The organism is Paraburkholderia acidicola (assembly GCF_002362315.1).
Taxonomy (GTDB): Bacteria; Pseudomonadota; Gammaproteobacteria; order Burkholderiales; family Burkholderiaceae; genus Paraburkholderia; species Paraburkholderia acidicola.
The window spans coordinates 1,036,341-1,058,276 of sequence record NZ_MTZV01000006.1 but is presented as its reverse complement, the minus strand read 5'-3'; the positions used below and the strand labels follow the sequence as shown (position 1 = coordinate 1,058,276).

19 protein-coding genes are annotated in these 21,936 nt (G+C 60.1%); 13 read left to right on the top strand and 6 right to left on the bottom strand.

What is annotated here, in order from left to right; translation table 11 throughout:
- Positions 1 to 18 precede the first annotated feature (18 nt).
- From BWP39_RS23520 to BWP39_RS23485, 8 genes are all read left to right on the top strand, one after another.
- Positions 19 to 1,509: an asparagine synthase family protein gene (locus BWP39_RS23520; RefSeq protein WP_096724570.1), complete on the top strand. Its 1,491-nt coding sequence runs from the start codon at positions 19 to 21 to the stop codon at positions 1,507 to 1,509.
- On the top strand, positions 1,506 to 2,294 hold the full coding sequence (locus BWP39_RS23515; protein ID WP_096724568.1) for an enoyl-CoA hydratase/isomerase family protein: 789 nt from the start codon (positions 1,506 to 1,508) through the stop codon (positions 2,292 to 2,294). Before BWP39_RS23520 ends, BWP39_RS23515 begins: the two co-directional genes overlap by 4 nt.
- 262 nt (positions 2,295 to 2,556) lie before the next feature.
- The gene (locus BWP39_RS23510; protein WP_170043894.1) at positions 2,557 to 3,450 is read left to right on the top strand and encodes a DMT family transporter; all 894 of its coding nucleotides are present in this window, start codon (positions 2,557 to 2,559) and stop codon (positions 3,448 to 3,450) included.
- Positions 3,451 to 3,490: 40 nt separating this feature from the next.
- Positions 3,491 to 4,237 (top strand): tetratricopeptide repeat protein, encoded by a 747-nt coding sequence (locus BWP39_RS23505; RefSeq protein WP_096724564.1) that lies wholly within the window; start codon positions 3,491 to 3,493, stop codon positions 4,235 to 4,237.
- Positions 4,238 to 4,382: 145 nt separating this feature from the next.
- Positions 4,383 to 5,240 (top strand): SUMF1/EgtB/PvdO family nonheme iron enzyme, encoded by an 858-nt coding sequence (locus tag BWP39_RS23500; RefSeq protein WP_157915171.1) that lies wholly within the window; start codon positions 4,383 to 4,385, stop codon positions 5,238 to 5,240.
- Positions 5,241 to 5,264: 24 nt separating this feature from the next.
- Entirely contained in the window at positions 5,265 to 6,506 is a 1,242-nt protein-coding gene (gene argJ, locus BWP39_RS23495; RefSeq protein WP_096724560.1) for a bifunctional glutamate N-acetyltransferase/amino-acid acetyltransferase ArgJ, read from the top strand.
- A gap of 45 nt (positions 6,507 to 6,551) precedes the next feature.
- Complete coding sequence (locus BWP39_RS23490; protein WP_096724558.1) at positions 6,552 to 7,349, top strand: hypothetical protein; 798 nt, start codon at positions 6,552 to 6,554, stop codon at positions 7,347 to 7,349.
- A gap of 36 nt (positions 7,350 to 7,385) precedes the next feature.
- A complete protein-coding gene (locus tag BWP39_RS23485) occupies positions 7,386 to 7,832 on the top strand; it encodes a hypothetical protein (protein ID WP_096724556.1) in 447 nt (148 codons plus the stop codon).
- A 9-nt stretch (positions 7,833 to 7,841) separates the two neighbouring features.
- Here BWP39_RS23485 and BWP39_RS23480 read toward each other — a convergent pair whose 3' ends face one another.
- The 5 genes from BWP39_RS23480 to BWP39_RS23460 all read right to left on the bottom strand — a co-directional run bounded on the left by BWP39_RS23480 (position 7,842) and on the right by BWP39_RS23460 (position 12,860).
- Complete coding sequence (locus BWP39_RS23480; protein WP_096724553.1) at positions 7,842 to 8,837, bottom strand: fatty acid desaturase; 996 nt, start codon at positions 8,835 to 8,837, stop codon at positions 7,842 to 7,844.
- A gap of 232 nt (positions 8,838 to 9,069) precedes the next feature.
- Positions 9,070 to 9,852, bottom strand: a complete 783-nt coding sequence (locus tag BWP39_RS23475; RefSeq protein ID WP_096724551.1) for a CDP-diacylglycerol diphosphatase — start codon at positions 9,850 to 9,852, stop codon at positions 9,070 to 9,072.
- A 3-nt stretch (positions 9,853 to 9,855) separates the two neighbouring features.
- On the bottom strand, positions 9,856 to 11,310 hold the full coding sequence (iaaH, locus tag BWP39_RS23470) for an indoleacetamide hydrolase (protein WP_096724549.1): 1,455 nt from the start codon (positions 11,308 to 11,310) through the stop codon (positions 9,856 to 9,858).
- Between the two features lie 296 nt (positions 11,311 to 11,606).
- Positions 11,607 to 11,822, bottom strand: a complete 216-nt coding sequence (locus tag BWP39_RS23465; RefSeq protein ID WP_091007240.1) for an HlyU family transcriptional regulator — start codon at positions 11,820 to 11,822, stop codon at positions 11,607 to 11,609.
- Positions 11,823 to 12,200: 378 nt separating this feature from the next.
- The gene (locus BWP39_RS23460) at positions 12,201 to 12,860 is read right to left on the bottom strand and encodes an NADPH-dependent FMN reductase (protein WP_096724547.1); all 660 of its coding nucleotides are present in this window, start codon (positions 12,858 to 12,860) and stop codon (positions 12,201 to 12,203) included.
- Between the two features lie 746 nt (positions 12,861 to 13,606).
- Here BWP39_RS23460 and BWP39_RS23455 point away from each other — a divergent pair.
- The 4 genes from BWP39_RS23455 to BWP39_RS23440 all read left to right on the top strand — a co-directional run bounded on the left by BWP39_RS23455 (position 13,607) and on the right by BWP39_RS23440 (position 20,485).
- Positions 13,607 to 15,289 carry a ShlB/FhaC/HecB family hemolysin secretion/activation protein gene (locus BWP39_RS23455; RefSeq protein ID WP_133116919.1) on the top strand — a complete coding sequence of 561 codons (1,683 nt, stop codon included), beginning with the start codon at positions 13,607 to 13,609 and terminating at the stop codon, positions 15,287 to 15,289.
- Between the two features lie 236 nt (positions 15,290 to 15,525).
- Positions 15,526 to 17,517 (top strand): filamentous hemagglutinin N-terminal domain-containing protein, encoded by a 1,992-nt coding sequence (locus BWP39_RS23450; protein ID WP_157915170.1) that lies wholly within the window; start codon positions 15,526 to 15,528, stop codon positions 17,515 to 17,517.
- A gap of 213 nt (positions 17,518 to 17,730) precedes the next feature.
- A complete protein-coding gene (locus tag BWP39_RS23445) occupies positions 17,731 to 18,909 on the top strand; it encodes a serine hydrolase domain-containing protein (protein WP_096724541.1) in 1,179 nt (392 codons plus the stop codon).
- A 538-nt stretch (positions 18,910 to 19,447) separates the two neighbouring features.
- Positions 19,448 to 20,485, top strand: a complete 1,038-nt coding sequence (locus BWP39_RS23440) for a reverse transcriptase family protein (protein WP_207557062.1) — start codon at positions 19,448 to 19,450, stop codon at positions 20,483 to 20,485.
- A gap of 20 nt (positions 20,486 to 20,505) precedes the next feature.
- Here BWP39_RS23440 and BWP39_RS23435 read toward each other — a convergent pair whose 3' ends face one another.
- Positions 20,506 to 21,081, bottom strand: coding sequence for an NnrU family protein (locus BWP39_RS23435; RefSeq protein WP_096724537.1), 576 nt, complete (start codon positions 21,079 to 21,081; stop codon positions 20,506 to 20,508).
- 108 nt (positions 21,082 to 21,189) lie between these two features.
- On the opposite strand from BWP39_RS23435, the gene BWP39_RS23430 reads away from it, so the two are divergent.
- A complete protein-coding gene (locus BWP39_RS23430) occupies positions 21,190 to 21,879 on the top strand; it encodes a TetR/AcrR family transcriptional regulator (protein ID WP_157915169.1) in 690 nt (229 codons plus the stop codon).
- Positions 21,880 to 21,936 lie beyond the last annotated feature (57 nt).

The window sequence follows — 21,936 nt, the reverse complement described above, 5'->3', positions numbered from 1 at the left end:
TGAAGAGGACTATCGATTGTGACCTATTCCATCATTGCACGTCGGCAGGTTGCTGGAAGTGTGGTGGCTCGCGACCAGATCGGCAGTCAGGGCTGGCAGGTCATCGACGCCAGAGGCTGGGAAATACTGGTGCGCTCGTTACCTGGCGTATCGTCCGAAGGCCGGGTCGATGTTGTTGATCGACGCGTATGTGTCGTCCTCGGTTCGCCGACGAACCTGACCACGCTGCGTTCAGTGGCGACGGTGTTCAACAGCGATGCCGTAACGGCCTCCCTCGCGCAGGTGTTCCGGATCTTGTACACAGCACTCGGCACGGCGGCGTTTGCGCTCGTCGAAGGCCCGTTCAATTATCTCGAGTTCACCGAAGACACCGTCTTTGCCGCCAACGACGCGCTAGGCATGCAGCCGCTTCATGTCGTGTACGGGCGTCACCTCTGGCTCACGTCGGAGTTGAAGCACATCGGTCAGATCGAACCGGGCGTGTTCCGCTTCCGTCCGGTGCAGGCCGTCGTCGAATCGGACAACCGGCCCGACGACTATCTGCCCATCGATAACGCCGTGCGTCTCAAGCCAGGTTCGTCCATGAGACTCTCTCAGGACGGCGCAGGTCACGCAACGACGAACACGAGCACCTACCACGTTCCCCGCCTCACCATCGCGCAGGATCTCCCGCCGGCTGAAGCCAAACGCTGGATGGCAGAGCTGCTGACAGCGACGGTCCAGTCTTCAGTCGATACCGATAGCCGGATCTTCGTACCGCTTTCCGGTGGGCTGGATTCGAGCATGGTGACGTCGCTTGCATCGAGAAAACGGACGGATATCGAAACGTTCGCGCTCGGAACGGGCCGTAGCAACGAATTCCCGTTCGCACGCATCGTCGCGGATCACCTGAATACCCAGCACAGAGAGATCGACTTCTCGTCGCAGGAGATCATCGACGGCATCGATCAGGCGATTTTTCACAATGAGATCTTCGACGGGTTGTCCGCCGAGATCCAGTCAACCTTGATGTGTTTCTACCGCAGCGTCGGTACGGAGCAGGCGCGAGTCGTTACCGGCTACGGTTCCGATCTGCTGTTTGGCGGCGTACTCGATCGACACGACGCTTTCGAAAGCATCAATGCACGGCTCTGGTCGCAGATTTATCGCACCCGCTGGACTGGTGAATTCTCGCCGTTCGGGGCTGCGGCGTTCGGGCTCGATGTGCAGCACCCGTTCTGGCGGCCCGCTGTCATCGGCTTTGCTGCGAGTCTCGCGCCGCAACTGAAGTTGTCCGATCGCGACGTGAAGATCGCTTTGCGCGAGTGCGCGGAGGAATGCGATCTGTTGCCGGCCAGCATCGTCTGGCGCAAGAAGATCGGCATCCACGAGGGCTCATCGGTGAATGCCATCTTTGCCGACCACATTGGTGCGGACGTCAAGGACTACAAGCAGAAAACGATTTATTGCTACGAGAAGTACATGTCCTACTTGAATGGTCACGCTACGCCAGGAGGAAGTCTGAAATGAGTGAGCAAAAGCTAGTGAAGATTGTGAACGACGACGGCATTCGCGTCATCACGCTGAACCACGAGAGCCGCAACAACCCATTCAGTGCCGCGCTTGAAGATGACATCAAGCAGGCGCTGCGCGAAGCGGACGCGGATCCTAGCGTGGCGGCGATCGTCGTGACGGGTGGCGAGGGCCGCTCGTTTAGCGCGGGCGGTGACTTCAACGAGGTCAAGAACCTGTCGGGCGGTGCCGATGTCGATCGATGGATCGATCGCGTGACTGACCTCTATGCGTCGGCGCTGCGCGTGTCGAAGCCGACCGTTGCCGCGGTGGACAACTACGCAATTGGCATGGGCTTTCAGTTTGCGCTCATGTTTGACTGGCGTGTCGCGTCGTCGCAGGCTGAGTTCCGTATGCCGGAACTCAGACATGGCATCGGTTGTTCGATGGGCGGCACGATTTTGAACTACGTTCTTGGCTTCAGTACGATGCAGAAAATCATCTACGAGTGCGACGGTATCTCCGCCGCACGGGCGCAGGACTACGGTTTCATCAACGAGATCGTCGAGCCGGACCAGCTGCTCACGCGTGCGATAGCCATTGCGCGTCAACTGGCGTCGTACCCGCGTGCTTCCTACAAATCGACGAAAGCGGCTGTCGGACAAGGTCTGGTCGACCTGCTGTATGAATCCGCCGACAGATCGAAGGCTGTCCACAGGGCTTCCTTCTCCGATCGCAGTGCGCAGCGTCACTTTGCGCGTGTGCTCGGAACCAAGTACGAGGACGCGGTCGCTGTGCAATAACGGGTCCCTTGCGTGTCGCCGCGATGGCCCACTCGTTGTAGTCTGTGCCTGAAACGAGTGAGGCCCATCGCGGCGACATCTTGTGAGCCAAAGCGTATTTCCCGCAATGGCTGGTTCGGGGTAGACGTATTCAAGCGCCCTGGCTGCAATATCCAGGCAAGCAAAACCCATAAGCAAGCACGAGACTATGTCTGACCATCGCATTTCGAATGCCGCGTTTGCGCCGGCAACGCGCCATTTGCTGTTGCCGTGCGCGGGCCTCGTGCTGGCAACATTGGCATGGGCGGGCAACGCGGTCATCGGTCGCGATCTTCGCCACCTGTACGACCCGCTCCAGCTCACGTTCTATCGTTGGTGTATGGCGTGCATCTGCTTCTACCTCATCAACTTCAAGGAAATCGGCGCGGAACTGAAGTACGTCCGGCGCAACATAAGCCGGCTTGTGATGGGTGGCATCTGCGGGATGGCGGGCTACCACTTGCTGCAGTACTACGCGCTCGCAAGGATGCCGGCGAGCGAGGTCGCGGTGATCATCGGTATGACGCCCGTCACCGTGACGGTGGCGGAAGCGTTCCTGCGTCGCGCATGGCCCGCGCCGACGGTCATGCTGGGAATTGCGCTCGGGCTCGTGGGCGTCTGGCTGGTCTGCCACGGAAATGGTCCCGCAGCGTCGCGCGACGCTTTGTCCTGGGCGGGTATCGCCGCAGCCGTCGCGGCGATGCTGTGCTGGTCGTTCTACTCGATGCGTGTCACGCGCTGCGAGGGGCTATCGCCGATGACCACGATGTTCTGTATGGCATTCGTATCGTCGGCTGTGTTGCTACCGTTCTTCCTTTACGACGTAGCGGTTGGCGGTACCTCCGTACCGACTCTGCGCAGCGGTGCCCAGCTTCTATATCTGGGTATTCCGGCTTCAGTGGTGGCTTATGCGCTTTATGACCGAGGTATTGAGCGCGTTGGGAGAGTAACAGGGGCTCAATTCAACTGCCTGATCCCGGCATTTGCCAGTGCATTGGCCGCACTATTTCTCGGTGAGGCGATTACAGAAAGGCAAATTATCGGCCTCTTTTCTGTTGTCATTGGGCTCAACGTTGTCGTGCTCAGAAAGTCGCGTGAAATGAGCCATTCGCGCACACTGGGACGTGTCGAGAAATAGTCACTATCGCGTAGCCGGGAGGGTCGGGTAAGATCACGCGATGGAGAACACAACATTGCTTTACCGCGATCTACCTCTTGCCCCGATTTATGCCTGGTACATCGTTATCAAAGCCAGGGCGCGAATCAATAGTCAAACTGACAATAGCCATCGGCCGCCGCTCGAATACGGGCGACCCAATGCCGAATGGACTTCCTTCAACGCTCCCCAGATCGCTGCTTACTGCGTCGGAAACTCGAGCGAAAAACCGGTTCGCCAATGTGTCCCGAAGATGCGGAGAAATTCGACCGGATTTTCATACTTCAGAAATACTTATATGCACAAGAATGTCGGCAGAGTGTTTGTTTGGGCAATGTTGGTTTTTTCGATCGGCGCTTATAACCTCTGTCAGGCAAAAGAGAGTTCCACGCATTCATGTGCGTCGGACGCGAAGTTGTTACGTTCGATAGGGACATCGCAGGATGTCGAGACGATGATCTCGCTCAGAAGCGATGCTAATACTCCGGGTTCCGATCCGTTTTCCCTTGGCGTCGCAGATTTTCGAGGGAAAAATGGCCGAAGAGATCCCACTAGAGCGTTGCACCACTTCGAAACAGCCGCCGCTCGCGGTGACGTAGAGGCTACGTTCATTACTGGGTATATGTATGCACGTGGCGACGGAGTCACGCCAAATTACTGCAAGGCGGAGTACTGGTATTGTGCTGCGGGAGCACAAGGAATAGAAGAAGCTAAATATGCGCTTCGAGCGCGATGCTCCAGATTTGGGTTTGGTTCGGTATCTAGATGAATGGTCGTCTTGCCTGCCATGTTTGCTACTTTCGCGCCAGAGGGATACGGCCGCGGTAAACGTGGGTTTCGAGGTGGCAGGAGAGGTAGACAAATGAAGGGAGATTGTGTTGAAGGCACGTACGAAAATATTACTGATGTTGGGTATGATTGCACTTATTTTAGTCGTGAAATTCTCCGGGTCTGGGAAAATTGAGCCTATTAAAATAGATGAAGTTAAAATAATCGCCGGGAAATACTATGTCGGGAATGTTTTTGGCACCCAGAATTATAAGGATCACGTCAATACGAGCGTTAAGGAATTTTTCATCATGGATTCGGAGGTAACCGTCGCCCTGTATCACACAGTTGCGCAACGGGCCCCGCGATACGGCTACAACATGGAAAACGTTTGTTCTGGAAGTGATCGGGGAGATTGTCGAGTAGACGATAAAGACAGTCCTAAACAGCCTGCTAGCGGAGTGACATGGATCGATGCAGTCATTTTCGCCAATGCGCTTAGCGAAATCAATGGCCATAAGCCTGTCTATCGATATAAAAACTCCGTTTTGCGGGACTATAACGCTGCGCCTCAGGGCGTAGTCGACATTGACTCAAGCGCTGACGGATTCCGTCTACCCAGCGTCGTGGAGTGGGAGATAGCAGCGCGTGGTGGAGCGCAAGCTTTAAAGGATGGAACGTATGGCTATCGTCATTCTGGCAGCGACAATCCCAATGATGTCGCGTGGACCGAAGCCAACTCCGATGGACACACCTGGCGGGTCAAGAATAAAAAACCGAATCAGCTGCTGATCTATGACATGTCCGGAAATGTCTCGGAATGGACGAGTACGCCGATGAATCTCGATGCTCCTTCAGGGAGCAGCGATATGTACTTCTATTGCGGCGAGAATTTTTCATCGTCACCCCAGGAGAATTTATATTCTTGTGACTTTCATTCGTCACGGACTGTGGACCCGAACATTGGTTTTCGCCTGGCAAGAAATTCTGAGGATCATTCTTAGGGGGCGGCGTCGCATCAAAACGCAATGCGCATAAATTTTCAACGTACGTATGCTATCGTTCCGCGCCGACAGTTATCTTCCAATTCTGGAGCTTACAACGTGGACTTAAATGATAAACACCCGCAACCCGTAGGCTTCAAAACCCTAGTAGGCAATATCGGCATCAAGGACGCTACGGACGACTTCGCCTGTGTGTACTCGACCGTGCCGTGCACGGTGTCGGGTATGTTCAGTCAAAATCTGTTCGCGGGTCCGAGCGTAAAAGTGAGCCGCCTTCACCTGGCTGAAGGGCATCCGCGTGCCGTCGTTGTCGTGTCGAAAAACGCCAACGTCGCGACCGGCGAGGAAGGACTTGCCAACGCGATCGAGTTGACCGGGCGGGTTGGGGGCAAGCTGCAGATCGATGCCCAAGACGTGCTCGTCGCATCGACGGGCATCATCGGGCGCCGGTATCCGATGGAGAAGGTGCGTGCGTTCATCGACGACCTCGATCCGGAATCCGCAGGCTGTGACTTCGCCGGCATCGCGCGCGCGATGATGACAACCGATACGGTGTCGAAATACGTCCATACGCGTGTGGGCAACGCGACGATTGTCGGCGTGGCAAAAGGCGTCGGCATGATCGAGCCCAACATGGCGACGATGCTGACGTTCTTTTTCACCGACGCCCTGGTGCCTCAGCCCACGCTGGACCGCATCTTCCGCAAGGTCGTGAATGCGACGTTCAACTGCCTGAGCATCGACACGGACACGTCGACGAGCGACTCGGCCGCGATTTTTGCGAACGGCATGGCGGGCGACGTCCCGGAAACCGAATTCGAAGCGCGGTTACATGAAGTGGCGATCGAGCTGGTAAAGAAAATCGCGCGTGATGGCGAAGGGGCGACGAAGCTCCTGGAAGTCAGCGTCGAGGGCGCGCGAGACGACGCGCAGGCCAAGCGGGTCGCGAAAGCGGTCGTTAACTCGCCGCTGGTCAAGACGGCAATTCACGGCGCAGATCCAAACTGGGGTCGTGTCGCCATGGCGATTGGCAAATGCGAGCAGGACACGGACATCAATCCGGAAAACGTTCGCATCGCGTTCGGCGATAGCGAGGTCTATCCGAAGCAGCTATCGGTCGCCGATCTCGACCGCTTGTCCGAAGTGATGCGCGGCGAGTATGTGCGCGTCGCGATCGATCTGGGCTGTGGTAAGGGTCACGCCACCGTGTGGGGTTGCGACCTGTCGGCTGAATACATCCGCATCAATGCCGACTACTCGACGTGACAGCGGGTTGTTTGTCGCTTTTTCAGCTACCTCATCGCACCTCTCATGAATTTCCGCCAGAAAGCTTTTTTTGTGGTGAGCGCGCTTGCCAGTCTGATGATTTCACCAGGCGCGTTTGCGTCATCGCGAGCAGAACTTCCCGTCAAGACGATCCAGTCGTCGCGTCCACCGTATATCGCCAGGATTTCTGGCGATACGCTGATCTCGATCTCCCTGCCGCCGAAGTTGCTGGCGCTGGACATGAATGCGGAAAACTCGATAGCGTCTGAAACGGGTGATTTCAAATCCGCGAGGTACGCTTTCCCGAATACCGTTGTTCCGCAGGAGGTGGTTCACAACCTCGCCCGAATCTATCGATACGACCGTCGACGAGATGTCCCCATTGTGTCTTCCGGAGGCGATTGGGTCATAGCCGAGTATTTCAAGGCGGGGTCTCACGTACCCGTCGCACGATTTCGCCTGTTAGGTCGACACGTGCAGCGCCAGGAGCAGTTAGACCGGTCTGGGCGAACGATCAAGGTCATTGCGATCGGTTGGGCACGCCAGTCGGCTCAGGACGATGACGATAGCGACGCCTCAGATCTCGGCGACCGCCCGGCATGGATACGCGTGTTCAAGGTATCTCCTGCAGGAAAGAGAACGCTTGTCGCGCTGGCATGGCGACGCAAGCGCTTTGTCGAAGCTCCCTCTACCACTGATCAACCCGACGACAACGAACTCGCATTCGGCTTGCCGGATGGCACGGTGAAGTGGACTACGAAGGCAGCCTTTCTGAAGGCGCAAAACATTGACCTCAACGCGAAAATGCTCGGGGAGAGCGCGGCGCCCGTAGCGAAGCAGTAGTCGGGGGCTTTTTCGGTTTAGCGAGGGGGCACTACTATGCGCGGTCGCGCGCAGCGATACGGGATAGCCATTGCTACCGGACTTTTGCTGGTCGTTTTGCTCGCGCTATGCTTCGCCGATGCACGTAGAGAGCCGGCGTCCAAACGGTCAACGCTCGCGGCAAAGGAAGCGGAACCCGATCACTACTATGTCGCGAGAAGAGGAACCGCGTTCGAATACGCGAAGATTCCAACGAACGACTCAACCGATGAATCGTTCGTTCTTGTCTGGGACGACGGTACGCACGACAGTGAGCCGGTCGTTCGCTATCAGGACGGCGCCAGCAACGGAACCTTGACCTGCTACGACGGTTGTCAGTTTGTCTATGGGACGACGCTTGTCGACGGAAAGATGGTTCAGAGCGGCAGAATCCGGGTGACCAATGATCCGCTCGTCTACGAAATCATGCACGACGCAGCAGCGCGACATCTCTCCAGCAGATGACTACGGAGCTTATCGGGCTTGCTTTACGGCCTGGCGAGCAGGCGAATTGCTCCGGGTCGAGGCGAATAGATCGCCATGAACCGGACTCGCAACCGGTGCGAATGCATAGCGGCGCAACCATTCGTTGTAACCGCGTACGAGAAATCCTCCCGAGCGTTCCACGTATTGCTGGCGTGACGCTTCATAGACTTGCCGAAGTGCAAACCACGGCACATGCGGCAGGTCGTGGTGCACGAGGTGGTAGTTGTTGTTGAGGAACAGAAGACGCCAGAACAACGCGGCCTCGTTGATCACCGTGCGGTGTTCGTGTGCGTCGGCAACCCGGTGTTCGTGGAACGAGCGGATCGATGCAATCGCGAGCGACGGATAACCGGCGCCGATGATGAAGCACCACGCCGGAATACCGCAGACGCGATCGAGCCACAGCGTCAACGCAGCGAGCGCGGCACCGTGCGCAAGCCATGTCGGCACATCGCGCCAGTCGCCGGAGACCACCTTGCGCACCGCATGCGTCGCGGTCGCGGCGATCGAGAAAGCGGGGCCGAGCAAGAGGCGCCCGACAAACGTGTTGCGCGCGGTCAGCAGCCCGCGTAGCACGGTACCGGTCTGTTGCCATGCGGGGGCGTCGACGAAATAGCTTTCGGGATCGAGTTCGGGATGCGTCAGTTGCGTATCGTCGTGATGCCGCAGATGTGAATTGCGATAGATGCCGTACGGAAACCACACGGCCAGCGGCGCGAGACCGAACAGACTGTTGAAGACCCGTGAGCGAGTCGGATGACCATGCAGCAGTTCGTGCTGCAGCGACAGATACCATGCGCTCAATACCGCAAGCAATGCGACCGCCAGCGGCAAGCCAAGCGTGCGTGCATGCAGTGCAACGCCGAACCATCCGCCATAGATCACGACGATCAACAACCACGTGGGCCACTGGGTGCGCCAGGTCCAGCCGGTGCTAAGACGCGCCAGGGCGTTGCGTTGCGTATCGTCGAGGTAGATCGCCATCGGCAGGATCGGTCGGGCCTGGATGCCGGAAGCGTGGCGGCGGAGACTACAGGCGGTTCAGGAAGACGCGGACGCAGCAGGCGCCCGGACACGCAACAGGGCCGATGCTATCGGCTGGGGTTGCGGCACAGAACCAATTTGTTGCGCAAAGCTTGTGCGGGAAGCTGCATAGCGCGTGCGGGCTACGTGGCGCCATGCAGCGAGGATAGAACCGTGTGCGGGTGGCAGGCGGCTAGCCGTGACTCGCGATCCGGCACACATGGTCGAGCAGGCCCTCGGCGGTGCCGGTGCCGCCAGTCATGTCGAGGTCGCTGTTCAGGACGAGCCAGCCATCGGTGGGGGCGGATGGGCCCGCGCCGGTGACGAGGATGGTCTGCAGGGCCATCGCCTGCGGTCCGATCTGATCGCGGGCGACGAGGCGGAATGGATCGCTGGCATCGGTTAAAGCGGTGATCCGCATGATCCGGTAGCGTTTGCCGTCGACCGTATCCCAGCGCCACTCGCCTGGCGCATCGTCGCGATGGCGCGCGAGCGCGTCTGTCACATCGGCGCGCATACAGTCGATGTGAATATGCAACTGGTCCTGCGAGCGCCGGTACTCGGAGTTGATCTCGATGCCGATCTGGTTGTCCGCGAGCGGCTGCTTGAGCGACTTCCCGAGCGACGCATCGACATAGCGACGCGACGTCCATGCGTCGGCCCAGTACGACGGCGCACCGGGCACGAGAATCTGCGGACTTTCGATGCCCGTCACGCGATCGGTTGGAATCAGCAGATGCTGCGCGCGGCCGGCGATGTCCTTGAGAATCGCGTAGCGGCGTTGCAGGTCGACGGTCGTGCACTGGCCGTAATTGTGGCTACCGGCCTCGGCGGCTGGCACGCATTGCAGATAGACGATTTTCCACAGGGCATCGTGGTCGACTGCGGCGAGCTTTGCGCAGCTGGCTACCGCACAGGCGAGCAGGGCCGCGAAGACGAAACGTAGCGCCGGACGTGCGGAGATCGTGTGCAGCATCGCTCAGAGCACCGGAGCAGGCAGCTGACCGAGCACCTGCTCAAGCGCGATACCGATAGCCAGCAGGCGACGGTCGCTACCGATCAGACCATCGATCTCGATGCCGACCGGCAGACGCTCCTTCGTCATGCCCGCAGCCAGCGACAGCCCGGGGATACCGGCGGCGCTAGCCGGATCGGTATTGCGCAGGTATGCGCTCATTTCGTCGATCGGTTCGGCGCCGTCGATCGATACCTTCGACGACCCGTTGATCTCGTCGAGCGGTACCGCTGCGAGGCGGGTGGTCGGGAACAGCAGCGCGTCGAGTTGGTGGGCGACGAAGGTGTCCGCGTAGTGCCGCTGGAGTTGCGGACGCCAGACCGTCAGTGCCTCGTAATAGTCGCCACCGAACCGGTCGGCGAGAATCGCGTCGTACGCAGCACGCACGTCCGGGCTGGCGATGCGCGCTGCGACGGCCTCGACGGTCTGGACCGGCGCACGGTTCGCGACGAGCCACGCGGGCACGTCTTCGCGCGGTTCGTGCAGGGCGATGGCGCTGCCGACCCGCGCGTTCAACGACAACAGGTCGGGCATCTCGACCGGAACGAACGTCACACCGGCCGCTTCGAGCCGCTCGAGCGCATCGCGCGCGACGTTTTCCACCGATTTCGCGAGCCCTTCCCACAGCGGCGCGGGCAAGCCGATCCGCAGATGCGCCAGGTCGACCGTGGGCAGCGTGTGATCGCCGGTGATCACGCCGTCGAGCAGCGCGATATCCGCAACCGTGCGCGCCATCGGGCCCACCGTGTCGCGCGTGTGCGCAATCGGTACGACGGCGTTCGGATCGTGATAGCGGCGTTGTGCCTTACCGTCGCCGACCGACGGACGAAACCCGACGGTGCCGGTGAGCGCGGCGGGAATCCGCGTCGATCCGCCGGTATCGGTGCCGAGGCCGGCCGGCACGATGCGTGCGGCGATGGCGGCGGCCGTGCCGCCCGACGATCCACCGGGAATCAGGCTCGGATCGTAGGGATTGCGCACAGGCCCTGCGTGCGGCGCGAGATTCGTGCTGGTGATGCCCAACGCGAGTTCGTGCATGTTGGCCTTGCCGAGCACGATCGCGCCGGCATCGAGCAGCCGCTGCACCGACGGCGCGTTGCTATCGGGTACGAAGCCTTCCAGCGAGGGCGTACCGGCCGACGTCGGCAGGTCGCGCGTATTGATGTTGTCCTTCACGACGATCGGCAGTCCGGCGAGAGGCAACTGCGCGCGCACGTCCGGTGGCAGTGCGTCGATGCGCTGCGCGGCGGCGAGTGCTTCTTCCATCGCCAGCACGGTCAGTGCGTTCAGGCGCGCGAGCGCGGCTGCGCGGGCCAGTAGCGTAGCGACGTAGTCGGTGGCCTTGAGGCGGCCGGCATGGATTGCCGCGACCGCTTCGGTGGCGCTCAGAGCGAGCTGTTCGTCGACGGTCAGGGCCATCTGGCAGGTTCCTGGAATGACGGCTTCATGAAGCGCAGCGCAAGGGGCATGCGCTTCGGTATAACGCCATCGGCAGCGATGCTTTCGACAAACGCGACGCGATCGCGGACGAGCTTCGCCCAGATCGTGCGATCTCCGGCAGCATGCGTCAGCGTGTCAGACATGGTGGGGGAAATGGGCGAAGCGAGGATGTTGCGTATTCTGGCACAACCCGGCCGCTCCCGACGACGACACCAGCCGTGGCCGGTCGGTGCCGCAGCACCGCTGGTGTTTTTTACCTGTGGCCGGGGTAAATGCTACTGCCGGTTGTCGATCCACATGCGTCCCCAGCGGAACGCATAGGCGAGCGCATGCTCTTCATCGAAGAAGTAGTCGAGCGCATCGAACGAGTACGCGCGGCTCTGGTTTGCCACGGCTTTCTCGATGGTGAGATTGGCCGCGAAGAGGCCGTTGGGAAGCCGCTGTGCTACCGGTGCGACTTCGTAACCCTTGTAATGAATGTGTCGATTCATGGTCGTCGCGATGATCGTGCCCGCGTTGCGTAAGAGTACGCATGTCGACGATCGGAAAGTGAACGGGCTGGCACAAGCGTAGGGTGTGCCGTGCGCCCGGTGAACCAATCTTTCGTCGCAAGCAAATCAGCGGGAGCCGGGAACGGTCTTCACGGATCGCGTGGTATCGCAAGCGAGAAACTGGTGTCGACTATCCGTCGCGGACTGCGAACGGTCTGTTGGCTGGCGCACGCGGTGCGCTTCTTCCGTGCAGGTACTGGGCGTAGAAGCGGAGCAGGTGGGAGCGGGCTGGGAAGGTGAAACGGTGATTGCTGCGTAATGTGTGTTTGCAGTGCGCCAGGGCGCGCGGTGCACCCTGGGCGGAACTAGTCTCGATAGCTAACTGGCCAGCGACAGCACTTTCGCCGTACGCGACTCCGTCACCGTGTCGGCACCAAGACGCACCGGCTGCCGATGCGCATTGAACGCGAGCGCAAAGTCAGCGGCCTGGCGGCCCACTGTCGCAAGTTGCTCGACGACCTTCGGATCGGAACACGTATCGACGCTGTCGAAGCGGGTTTCCAGCGTATTGATGCCGGCACCGAACGGCGTGGGCCAGCCGCGCAGCGCATGCACGATCGAGCGCAGGGAAGTCAGCACCGAGCCCGCGGCTTGCCAGCCATAGGCGGTGACGATGCAGCCCACCGCGCGGCCGTCGAGATACGGACGTTCGTCGGCGCGCAGTTCTTCGAGCGTATCGAGTGCGTTCTTCACGAGACCCGACACACCGCCGTGATAGCCGGGCGTCGCGATGATGAGGGCGTCGGCGGTGCGCACGGCTTCGATCAGTTCGAGCTGTTCGGCGGTGCGCTGCGGGTTTTCGGGGGCGTAGTGCGGCAGGCTATGCAGAAACTCGCCGCCGAACAGACGCGTGCGCGCGCCTGCATCCTGGGCGCCGCGCAGCGCGAAACCGAGCGCACGCTCGGTCGACGAAGCTGCGCGCGTCGTACCGCCGATGCCAATGACGAGCGGCCGGCGATGATGATCGAAACTGGTCAACGGAATGCTCCTTCGTGAGCGGCTGCCGGCGGCCGCGCAAGGTGCTGCGCGCGGCGGGCACGGACGGTCTCCACCGCGGGGACCGCTATTCAAACCGTCATCTTAGTGACCGATGGTAGCAGCGAGAACCGACATATTCTGATAACGATATACGCGAGCAGGGTTATCTCATTGGGGCGGTTGGGTACAGCGAACATTCATGGATAAGCTTATCGGAAAGGATTTGTTGGGTCGCAGATGGTGTCGCCGCTATGATCGAATCGTCTCCTCCATGACATCTCCTTGACATGGGATTAGGCCCCGGCATCGCTGATGCACGGGGCTTTTTTTCGTTTGCAACGCGAGCATGTCTGCTTCACGCCGCGGACGTCTTCTACCGACCTGCTTTCGCAGGAGGTTCACCGCAATTCACCGCGCGCCCTGGTGCTTCGCCCCGAAGGACCGCGCTCATCGCGTCGAAGCGGGTCGATATCCTGCCGGTCTGGTTGTGCCTGCGCAGGTGGCTCGGCATTGCATCGCGTGACACTCGTCCACGCACTCATCTCTTCCTTTTGCGCACCGGCCATACGACGCCGCGTCGTTTTAAGAGCAGTCCTATTTTCCTAATAAATCATGCGGGTAGAGTCATGCGTACGTTACTCCGTCAATTTGAGATTGATTAAATTAAGAAGTGCGATAGAAATCGTAGAAATTGTCTGCGCAGATTGGAAATTAAATAATGATTAATATTGTTCGCAGTACGTAAATTGAGAAATATAAAATATTCGATATGCGCGGCGATTGTCGCGCGGTTTTTTACAGCCGCTTCGAATGCCGACGCGCAGGCAGGCAATCCGGACCGTCTTCCGTCCCAGGACACGCAGCGCTATCAGGAGCAGCAACTTCAGGTCGTCAAGGAGCAGGCATTTGCGCCTCCGGAGGTTCTCACGCCGGTAGTGCGGCAAAAGTCAGAACTCCCTGATTTCCCCGTCGAAACGCCATGCGTCACCGTCGCGGAAGTCGAATGGCGCGGCGCCGAACATTTTCCGTGGTTACCCGGGCGAGTGCCGGTCGAAGGCGCATGCATTGGCGCGCAGGGCCGCGACATATTGAGCCAATGGGTCGCGCGTCAGCTGATTGCGGACGGCTATATCACGACGCAGGTTTTTATTCCGGAGCAGGATTTCACCACTGGTCATCTGGTCATCGAGATCGTTCCAGGTCGCGTTGGAGCCATCCGCGACGAGGGCACCAGCGTCGGCTGGTCGCGCATAGTCTTTCCCGAGCGGTCTCATGCGCTGCTGAATATCCGCGATCTGGACCAGGCGCTCGAAAACATCCGCAGGTTGCCGGGGCAGGGCGTTACAGCATTCGATCTCGTGCCGGGCGCGGACCTCGGCGAAACCGACATCGTCATCCGGCACCCGCAAAACACACGGCGAGTGCGGTTCGTGCTCACCGCAGACAACTCCGGCATCGACGCGACCGGCCGCAACCAGTTGGGTGCCATCGTTGCAATCGATTCACCGCTCCACCTCTACGACCAGTTGATCGCCACCGTCAACAACGACGCCGGGCTTGGCAACGACAGAGCCGGGTCGCGTTCGAAGAGCATCGCGTGGAATGTGCCGATCGGGTATGCATCGTTTTCGCTGGGTTTTAGCGAGTGGTCGTCGAAACAGGCTTTGCCGGTTGTCGGCGCGGACATTCTGTACACCGCCCGAACCCGCCGCTTCGAGGCGGGCTTGACCTACGTCCCTTACCGCACAAGTCACAACAAGGGTTCGCTCCAGCTCAACCTCGTGCGTCGACAGGACCAGGCCTCGCTCGGTGGCGAAGAAATCGGTGTGCAGAAACGCGATATCACCAGCTATGAGATTCGCGCGAGCCACCTGGAAATGTTCTCGGATGCGTCGTTACATGCGGCGATTGGATTGCGCGGCAGCCTGGCTGGGCTAAGTCAGACCCCTGGTTTCGTCTACGGGCAGTCGAACTGGAGCGGTCGCTACCAGATTCTTACCACGAGCGCCTCACTAAACGTGCCGTTCCGGATCGATTCACGGGCATTCGGCTATCGCGGCACGTTCTTTCTCCAGCACGCACTTCAGCCCACTCCATTCACGGAATACCTGCAGATCGGCGGACGCTATTCGGTGCGCGGTTTTGACGGCAACCGGTCCCTCGCGGCGCAAAGCGGATGGACATGGCGCAACGAACTTGCAACGGGCCTGTTCGCGGGAAGCGAGACCTATGTCGCACTCGATGCAGGGCAGGTATCGGGCGACCTCGCAGCGGCGGGCGGGCGCACGTTGATCGGCAGCGCGTTTGGCATCCGCGGCAGTTACCGCGGGCTCGGCTATGACGTTTCTGTCGGTGTGCCGTTGCTGCGCCCGGACACGATCCAGACCGGAACGCCGTCACTGAATGTCCAGATGACTTACCGGTTCTGAGTCTGGCTCGTCGTATCGACGGATGTGCTTCGAGTGACTACGACCCATTCATTCACTTTAATCAGGGAGGTCATATATAGCGTGACGACACAGATGATTCTGGATGCTCACGTCAGTTGAGGCGGTTGACGCCGAAAATCCATTTCCACACAAGATTCGGGAAAAATATGAAACGCGTAATCAAACAAAAAAATCGTAGCAGCAACGTAATTTCGCATACCAGATTGATTGCGAAAATGGCAATTGTGATGCCGTTGCTGTCGATCCAGGTGATCCACGCCCAGACCACCCTAGCAATCGATCCGGCCGCAGTGAATCAAGCGGCCATCGGCGCTGCTGCAAATGGCGTGCCGGTCATCGATATCGTCGCGCCGAACGGCGCCGGCGTATCGCACAACAAGTTCACGGACTACAACGTCGGTGCAGCTGGCCTGATCCTGAACAACAGCAACACGTCCGTGCAAACCCAGCTTGGCGGGTTGATTAGCGGCAACGCGCAACTCGGCAGCGCGCCCGCGCGTGTGATCCTGAACGAAGTGACGGGCGGTAACGCATCGAGGCTGGGTGGTACCACCGAGATTGCTGGCCAGGCAGCACACCTGATCGTAGCGAATCCGAACGGCATTACGGCCGATGGCGTCGGGTTCATCAACGCGACCCGGGCAACACTCGTCGCGGGTCATCCGGTCCTTGGTGAAGATGGCAATGTCTCGGGCTTCAGCACAGACAACGGCCGCCTGGCCGTCGAGGGCAGCGGGATCGACGCCAGTGGGACTCAACAGCTGGATCTCATTGCCGGCAGCTTGCAGGTGAACGCGGAGATTCGCGCGACAAAGCTGAACGTCGTGGCGAATAAAGGCAGGACGACACTCGAGGGAGATGTACTAGAACTCCAGGAGGGTGTGACAAAGTTCATGACGTTCGTGGACCCTGTTACAGGGGCAATCTCGATATCTAACGTCTCGACGGCCGACATCGACGGCGGACTGGAGCGGCCTGCCGTTGCAATCGACGTGTCGAAACTCGGTAGTCTGCAGGCGGGTTCGATCCGGATGGTGGCCAGGTCGGCGGGGGTTGGCGTTAATGTCCTGGGCAAAGTGATTGCGAAGGATGCTCTTGATGTGCGAGGTGGACTCGTCAATGAAGGGACGATCAGCGGTAACGGTGTGTCGGTGTCGGCCGGTCTCAAGAATCTCGGCGTCGAGAGCAAGGTGACGGCAATTGATGTTCTCGATGTGACGGGTGGACTCGTCAATGAAGGGACAATCAGCGGCAACGGTGTGTCGGTGTCGGGCGGTCTCAGGAATCTCGGTGTCGAGAGCAAGGCGACGGCAACTGATGTCCTCGATGTGTCGGGTGGACTCGTCAATGAAGGGACGATCAGCGGCAACGGTGTGTTGGTGTCGGGTGGTCTCAGGAATCTCGGTGTCGAGAGTAAGGCGACGGCAATCGGTGTCCTCGATGTGTCGGGTGGACTCGTCAATGAAGGGGCGGTCAGCGGTAACAGTGTGTTGGCGTCGGGCAGTCTCAAGAATCTCGGTGTCGAGAGCAAGGTGACGGCAATTGATGCCCTCGATGTGACGGGGGGTATCACGAATCAGGGGACGATACGGAGTGGTGTTATCTCAGTGACCGGCGGCTTGTCAAACTCGGCACTGGGGGTCATCACCAGCACAGCCAAGATCGACGTCACGGGTGGAACGCGCAATGAAGGGCGAATCGACGAGGATGTAAAACCGGTGCTGCAAGACGTAGCGGCGCCGCTCGTCGCAGACAATAGTGTGGACCAGAGCGCAACGCCGTCGCTTCCCCCGGTGTTGCCGCAACCGTCTGCAACTGTTGCTCCGATTCCGACCGCGTCCTCCAATAGTGGCGCGAGCGAAAACGTGACGCCGCAGCCCACCCTGGCATCGCCGCAACCGTCCGGAACTGTGGCTCCGAGTCCGACCGTGTCCTCTAATAGTGGCGCGGGCCAACGTGTGACGTCCGCTGTACCACAGGTACAGGCCGCCCGGCAGCCGGAGAAAGCACCGGCGCAGGTTGCCCTGAGCCTGGCGCGGGCAGCCGGGCAACACCAGCAAAAGCAGGCACAGGTCGCACGCGAACCGAAAGCGGCCCCGGCCCCTGCCGTTCAGCAGTGGACGAACGCACAGCTAAAGGCCGCGGATGTACGGGTCCCGACACCGTGGGCGTGGATCAAGCCATTCGTATCGTCCAGCCGTAAGTGACAACGGCGCATACCAGGACGCACTGAGGGTGACGTCCCTGCGTCGTCTGATTGATTCGATACGCTGCTAGTCGATGCAGCGAGGCAGCATGGAATGCACACGCAAAACCGATGTCCGGCTAGCATGTGCATTCCCTCAAACGCGCTTTCCATTGGAATCGCTCATCACGGTCCTGGCCTATAGTGAGCCTTCGAACCCACGACGAAGGCAGCCATGACTACACAACCAGAACCCGGGACCGTTGCAGGACACCACGCATCGACGCTGGCGGACAGACTCGATGCCGTTTTCACGACCGCATTGCGAGAACGCCGGATCGTCGGCGCAGTCGCCGTGGTTGCGTCGCACGGCAAGGTGATTTACCGACGGGCGCACGGTTGGGCCGAACGCGAAACGCAACGGCCGATGCATGAAGATACGTTGTTCCGGCTCGCATCGGTGACAAAGCCGATCGCGACGTTAGCGGTATTGCGCCTCGCTGCCGATGGCAAGCTGCAACTCGACGATCACGTGTCGCGCTGGCTGCCGGATTTCACGCCCCGATTACCCGATGGCAGTCAGCCGCCGCTGACGCTACATCAGCTACTCACGCACACGGCCGGGTTGAGCTATGGCCTGCTGGAAGGGCCGGGTAGCGAATACGATCGGCTCGGCATTTCCGATGGGATTGATCGTGTCGATTTCAGCCTGGAAGAAAATCTGCGGCGCCTTGCTAGCGCGCCACTGGTGTTTGCACCCGGTAGCGCGTGGCGGTACTCGCTTGCGCTCGACGTACTGGGCGCCGTGATCGAACGTGCGACCGGCGCCCCGCTCGCGGAGGCGATTGCTCAACTCGTTACTGGCCCGCTGGGAATGCGCGATACCGGGTTCGTGTCAGACGAGCCTGCACGCTTTGCCGTACCGTACGCGGACGGTGTGCCGGAGCCCGTGAAAATGACGGAGAACGTTTCCGTTCCGCTACCGGAGGGGCATGGCGTGGCGGTACGGTTTGCTCCATCGAGGGTGTTCGAGCCGGCAGCTTATCCGTCGGGCGGGGCCGGTATGTACGGTAGCGCAGATGACGTTCTGCGCGTGCTGGAAGCCGTGCGCGACGGCAAGACGTTTCTGCCCGATGCGCTTCGAGCCGCGATGTATGTGGACCACACGCCGCCAGGCACCGAGACAAGAGGGCCCGGATGGGGTTTCGGCTATGGCGCGGCAGTGCTGAACGATCCGCTGCTCGCCGGATCGCCGCAAAGCGCCGGCACGCTGCAATGGGGCGGCGTGTACGGCCACAGCTGGTTCATCGATGCGGCGCGTGGACTGACAGTGCTGCTGCTCACCAACACAGCCTATGAAGGGATGTCGGGTGCATTGACGCTGGAAGTACGCGGCGCGGTGTATGGAGATTGAATTGACAACGGCAACCGCGAACCCTATTGTGCTTGCGCGGTGCGGTGAGTCAAGCACACCCCGGGAGCAGGCAACCGATGTTCCTGGACTACGGGGTTACCCCGTGGCTGATTTCCAGTTTGCATTACGTCGCAAGAGCCAGCGTTGCGCGCTGCGCAAGATAGCTCTCGCAGAACTAGCGCGTTGATTCATCGCTCCGCCTCCATCTATGCAATTAAGTCTGCATCAAACCGTCATCGCGATCGCAGAGGCCATGCTGGCGGGAGAGCCCTACAGGGACAGCGTTGCTGCCCGGGCAGCGTCGATTCTCGGAGCGCAGCTGCCGTGGCTAAGCGAGGCTGCAGACGATGCGGTACACCGATTCGGTCATCGTTGGGATGACACGCAACCGGATGAGGTGGCACCTTTCATCGCTGACTTGCCCGGTTTCGTTTCCTCATGGATGAGTGAGGAGCGGCTCAGCGTCATCCGCATACTTCGACGCGCGCCCGTTCAGCGGCGCTTGCCGCCGCCCCTCGCTCAGATTGAAATCCCCCAGTTGCCAGCACTCGGCGATCTGGCTGACTGGCTCGAGCTGAGCCCGGCCGATCTGGGGTGGCTGGCGAATCGCTGGCGAGTCGGGGCACGCGACGGCCCGTCGCCGCTGCATCACTATTCATACCGGGTATGTGAGAAACGCGGTGGTCGATACCGCCTGATCGAGCGTCCCAAGTCGTTGCTGCGCGCGGCACAGCACAAACTTCTGCATGGCCTGCTCGATCGCGTACCACCCCATGAGGCAGCACATGGCTTCCGCAAGGGGCGAAACATCGTCTCATTCGCGGCACCTCACGTGGGCCAGCCACTCGTCATCCGTCTCGATCTTGCCGATTTCTTTGTCTCTGTGACCGAGGCGCGCGTCCACTCAGTATTCCGGACGCTTGGCTACACGAGCGCAGTAGCGCGCGCGATGACAGCAATGGTCACCAACCGTGTTCCCAGTGCCCAGTTGCTTGCGCCTGATCTGAAGGGGAAATTCGACTGGCTTGAACAACAGCGGTTTCGTACGAGACATCTGCCGCAAGGCGCATCGACTTCGCCCGCGCTCGCCAACCTGTGTGCGTTCCGTCTCGATACGCGGCTCGCGGCGCTCGCCCGTTCCTTGAATGCGAATTACACACGCTATGCCGACGATCTCGCTTTCTCTGGTGGCGCACAGCTCATGAGCGTAGCTGACCGGCTGCCAGTCAAAGTAGCGGCGATCGCCATCGAAGAAGGATTCTCCGTACAGCCGCGCAAAACGCGTGTGATGCCGCGCGGTGTACGGCAACAGCTCGCAGGCATAGTCGTGAACCAGCATCCGAATTTTTCACGCGACAAGTTCGACACGCTCAAGGCGACACTCAACAATTGCGTGAAACACGGCGTCGCGTCGCAAAATAGATCTGCGCACAGGGACTTTCGCGCGTCGCTTGCGGGGCACATCGCGCACGTCACCATGCTGAACAGCGCGCGCGGGGCAAAACTTAAAGCCATTTTCGATTGCATCGACTGGAGTGAGCCTGTCGGTGACGAACACGGCACCTCTGCTTTATAGACCGGTCTACGCGCGGGCATTCACCCGAGCGGCGCGACGCCGATCACATGCACATGCGCCGACATCACGGTGAACGCATACAACCCCAACCCCGCAACGACAACGATCACGTCATTGACCGCCGAAGCCGGCACCGACGGCACTGCACGAACGTTGGGGCGCCGGCCGGCTGAAATCAGATCCGCTACTGCCCAGACAAGGAACGCACCGAACAGCAACACATCGTTCAACGTACCGTTGGCGAGCAAATGCGCCGCCGCCCACAGGATTACGGCAAGCAGCATCGGATGGCGGGCAATACGTTTCACGCGGCCCGGCACGTAAGTCGCGATCAGCAGAGGAAACACGGGAAGCATGAGCAGCAGCGTCAGGTGCTGTAACGCAACCGGCGGCACATAGAGCATGACCGGTGCGCGTCGCGCGATGCCATAACCGTAGATGACCGCAGCCAGACTCACGATCGACACCAGCGAATACAGTCCTCGCCACGGGTTCGCGCCCATGCGTGCAACCTGCGCGTCGCGCCAGCGAGGCGCGACGATCGAGATGGAATGGATTCCAAGGAAGATCACGAGACCGGCAATCAAGATGAGCATAAATCCGACCTGATGTTGACATCGACAACATCCAAATTAGATGACGGTTTCCGCTTGGTCAAGATAAAATTGACAGCGTCAATATATGGGTGGATAACCAGCGAACCGATGAGCAAACACACCTCTACCGGCAAGGCCAGGCGTCCCTATCACCATGGCGCATTGCGCGAGGCAATGCTGGAGGCGGCAGAGCGCATTCTCAATCGCGAAGGCATCGAGGGGCTCACGCTACGCGCCGCGGCACGCGAAGCCGGCGCTTCTCACGCCGCGCCCAAGAACCACTTCGAGAACCTGACCGGGCTGCTTAGCGATCTGGCTATCGTCGGTTTTCAACGCTTCGAGCGACGTCTTCTCGATGCGGCGGCCGCGGTGGCCGCGTCAGACGCAGCGGATACGCCCGATGTACCCGAGACGCGCCTTCCCGCTCTAGGCCGTGCCTACGTTGAGTTTGCGACGCAGTTCCCGGGTCTTTTCATGCTGATGTTTCGCAGCGAGCGGCTCGACCTCGAACGCCCGGGCTTGCGTGAGGCGATGAGCGGCGCGTCGTCGGTGCTGCGCGCGGCAGTGGGGGTGCCACAGGAGCCGGACGCGATGTTGCCCACCTTCGGCGCCGCGCGGGTCGTTGCCGCGTGGGCACTGGTCCATGGATTCGCGATGCTGAAGATCGACGGTCGTCTGAACACGATAGGCCACAGTCTGCCGGAGGGCATCGATGCAATGGCGTTGCTCGATGTCATTCTCGATGCGGGCGGTGGTCAACTGACAGCCCCTCAACCGCTCGTCAGCCAGCAGAAATGAAAAGAAACGGCGACCCGGTGACTTCCAGACATCAAAACCCTACGGGTTTTCCTTCAT

Excerpts from the sequence above, each read along its gene's own strand:
- BWP39_RS23505 (WP_096724564.1), top strand. The coding sequence starts at position 3,491 with ATGGAGAACACAACATTGCTTTACCGCGATCTACCTCTTGCCCCGATT.
- BWP39_RS23475 (WP_096724551.1), bottom strand. The coding sequence starts at position 9,852 with ATGCTGCACACGATCTCCGCACGTCCGGCGCTACGTTTCGTCTTCGCG.
- iaaH (WP_096724549.1), bottom strand. The coding sequence starts at position 11,310 with ATGGCCCTGACCGTCGACGAACAGCTCGCTCTGAGCGCCACCGAAGCG.
- BWP39_RS23465 (WP_091007240.1), bottom strand. The coding sequence starts at position 11,822 with ATGAATCGACACATTCATTACAAGGGTTACGAAGTCGCACCGGTAGCA.
- BWP39_RS23515 (WP_096724568.1), top strand. The coding sequence starts at position 1,506 with ATGAGTGAGCAAAAGCTAGTGAAGATTGTGAACGACGACGGCATTCGC.
- BWP39_RS23450 (WP_157915170.1), top strand. The coding sequence starts at position 15,526 with ATGGCAATTGTGATGCCGTTGCTGTCGATCCAGGTGATCCACGCCCAG.
- BWP39_RS23430 (WP_157915169.1), top strand. The coding sequence starts at position 21,190 with ATGAGCAAACACACCTCTACCGGCAAGGCCAGGCGTCCCTATCACCAT.
- BWP39_RS23480 (WP_096724553.1), bottom strand. The coding sequence starts at position 8,837 with ATGGCGATCTACCTCGACGATACGCAACGCAACGCCCTGGCGCGTCTT.
- BWP39_RS23445 (WP_096724541.1), top strand. The coding sequence starts at position 17,731 with ATGACTACACAACCAGAACCCGGGACCGTTGCAGGACACCACGCATCG.
- BWP39_RS23490 (WP_096724558.1), top strand. The coding sequence starts at position 6,552 with ATGAATTTCCGCCAGAAAGCTTTTTTTGTGGTGAGCGCGCTTGCCAGT.
- argJ (WP_096724560.1), top strand. The coding sequence starts at position 5,265 with ATGCGCATAAATTTTCAACGTACGTATGCTATCGTTCCGCGCCGACAG.
- BWP39_RS23500 (WP_157915171.1), top strand. The coding sequence starts at position 4,383 with ATGATTGCACTTATTTTAGTCGTGAAATTCTCCGGGTCTGGGAAAATT.
- BWP39_RS23435 (WP_096724537.1), bottom strand. The coding sequence starts at position 21,081 with ATGCTCATCTTGATTGCCGGTCTCGTGATCTTCCTTGGAATCCATTCC.
- BWP39_RS23485 (WP_096724556.1), top strand. The coding sequence starts at position 7,386 with ATGCGCGGTCGCGCGCAGCGATACGGGATAGCCATTGCTACCGGACTT.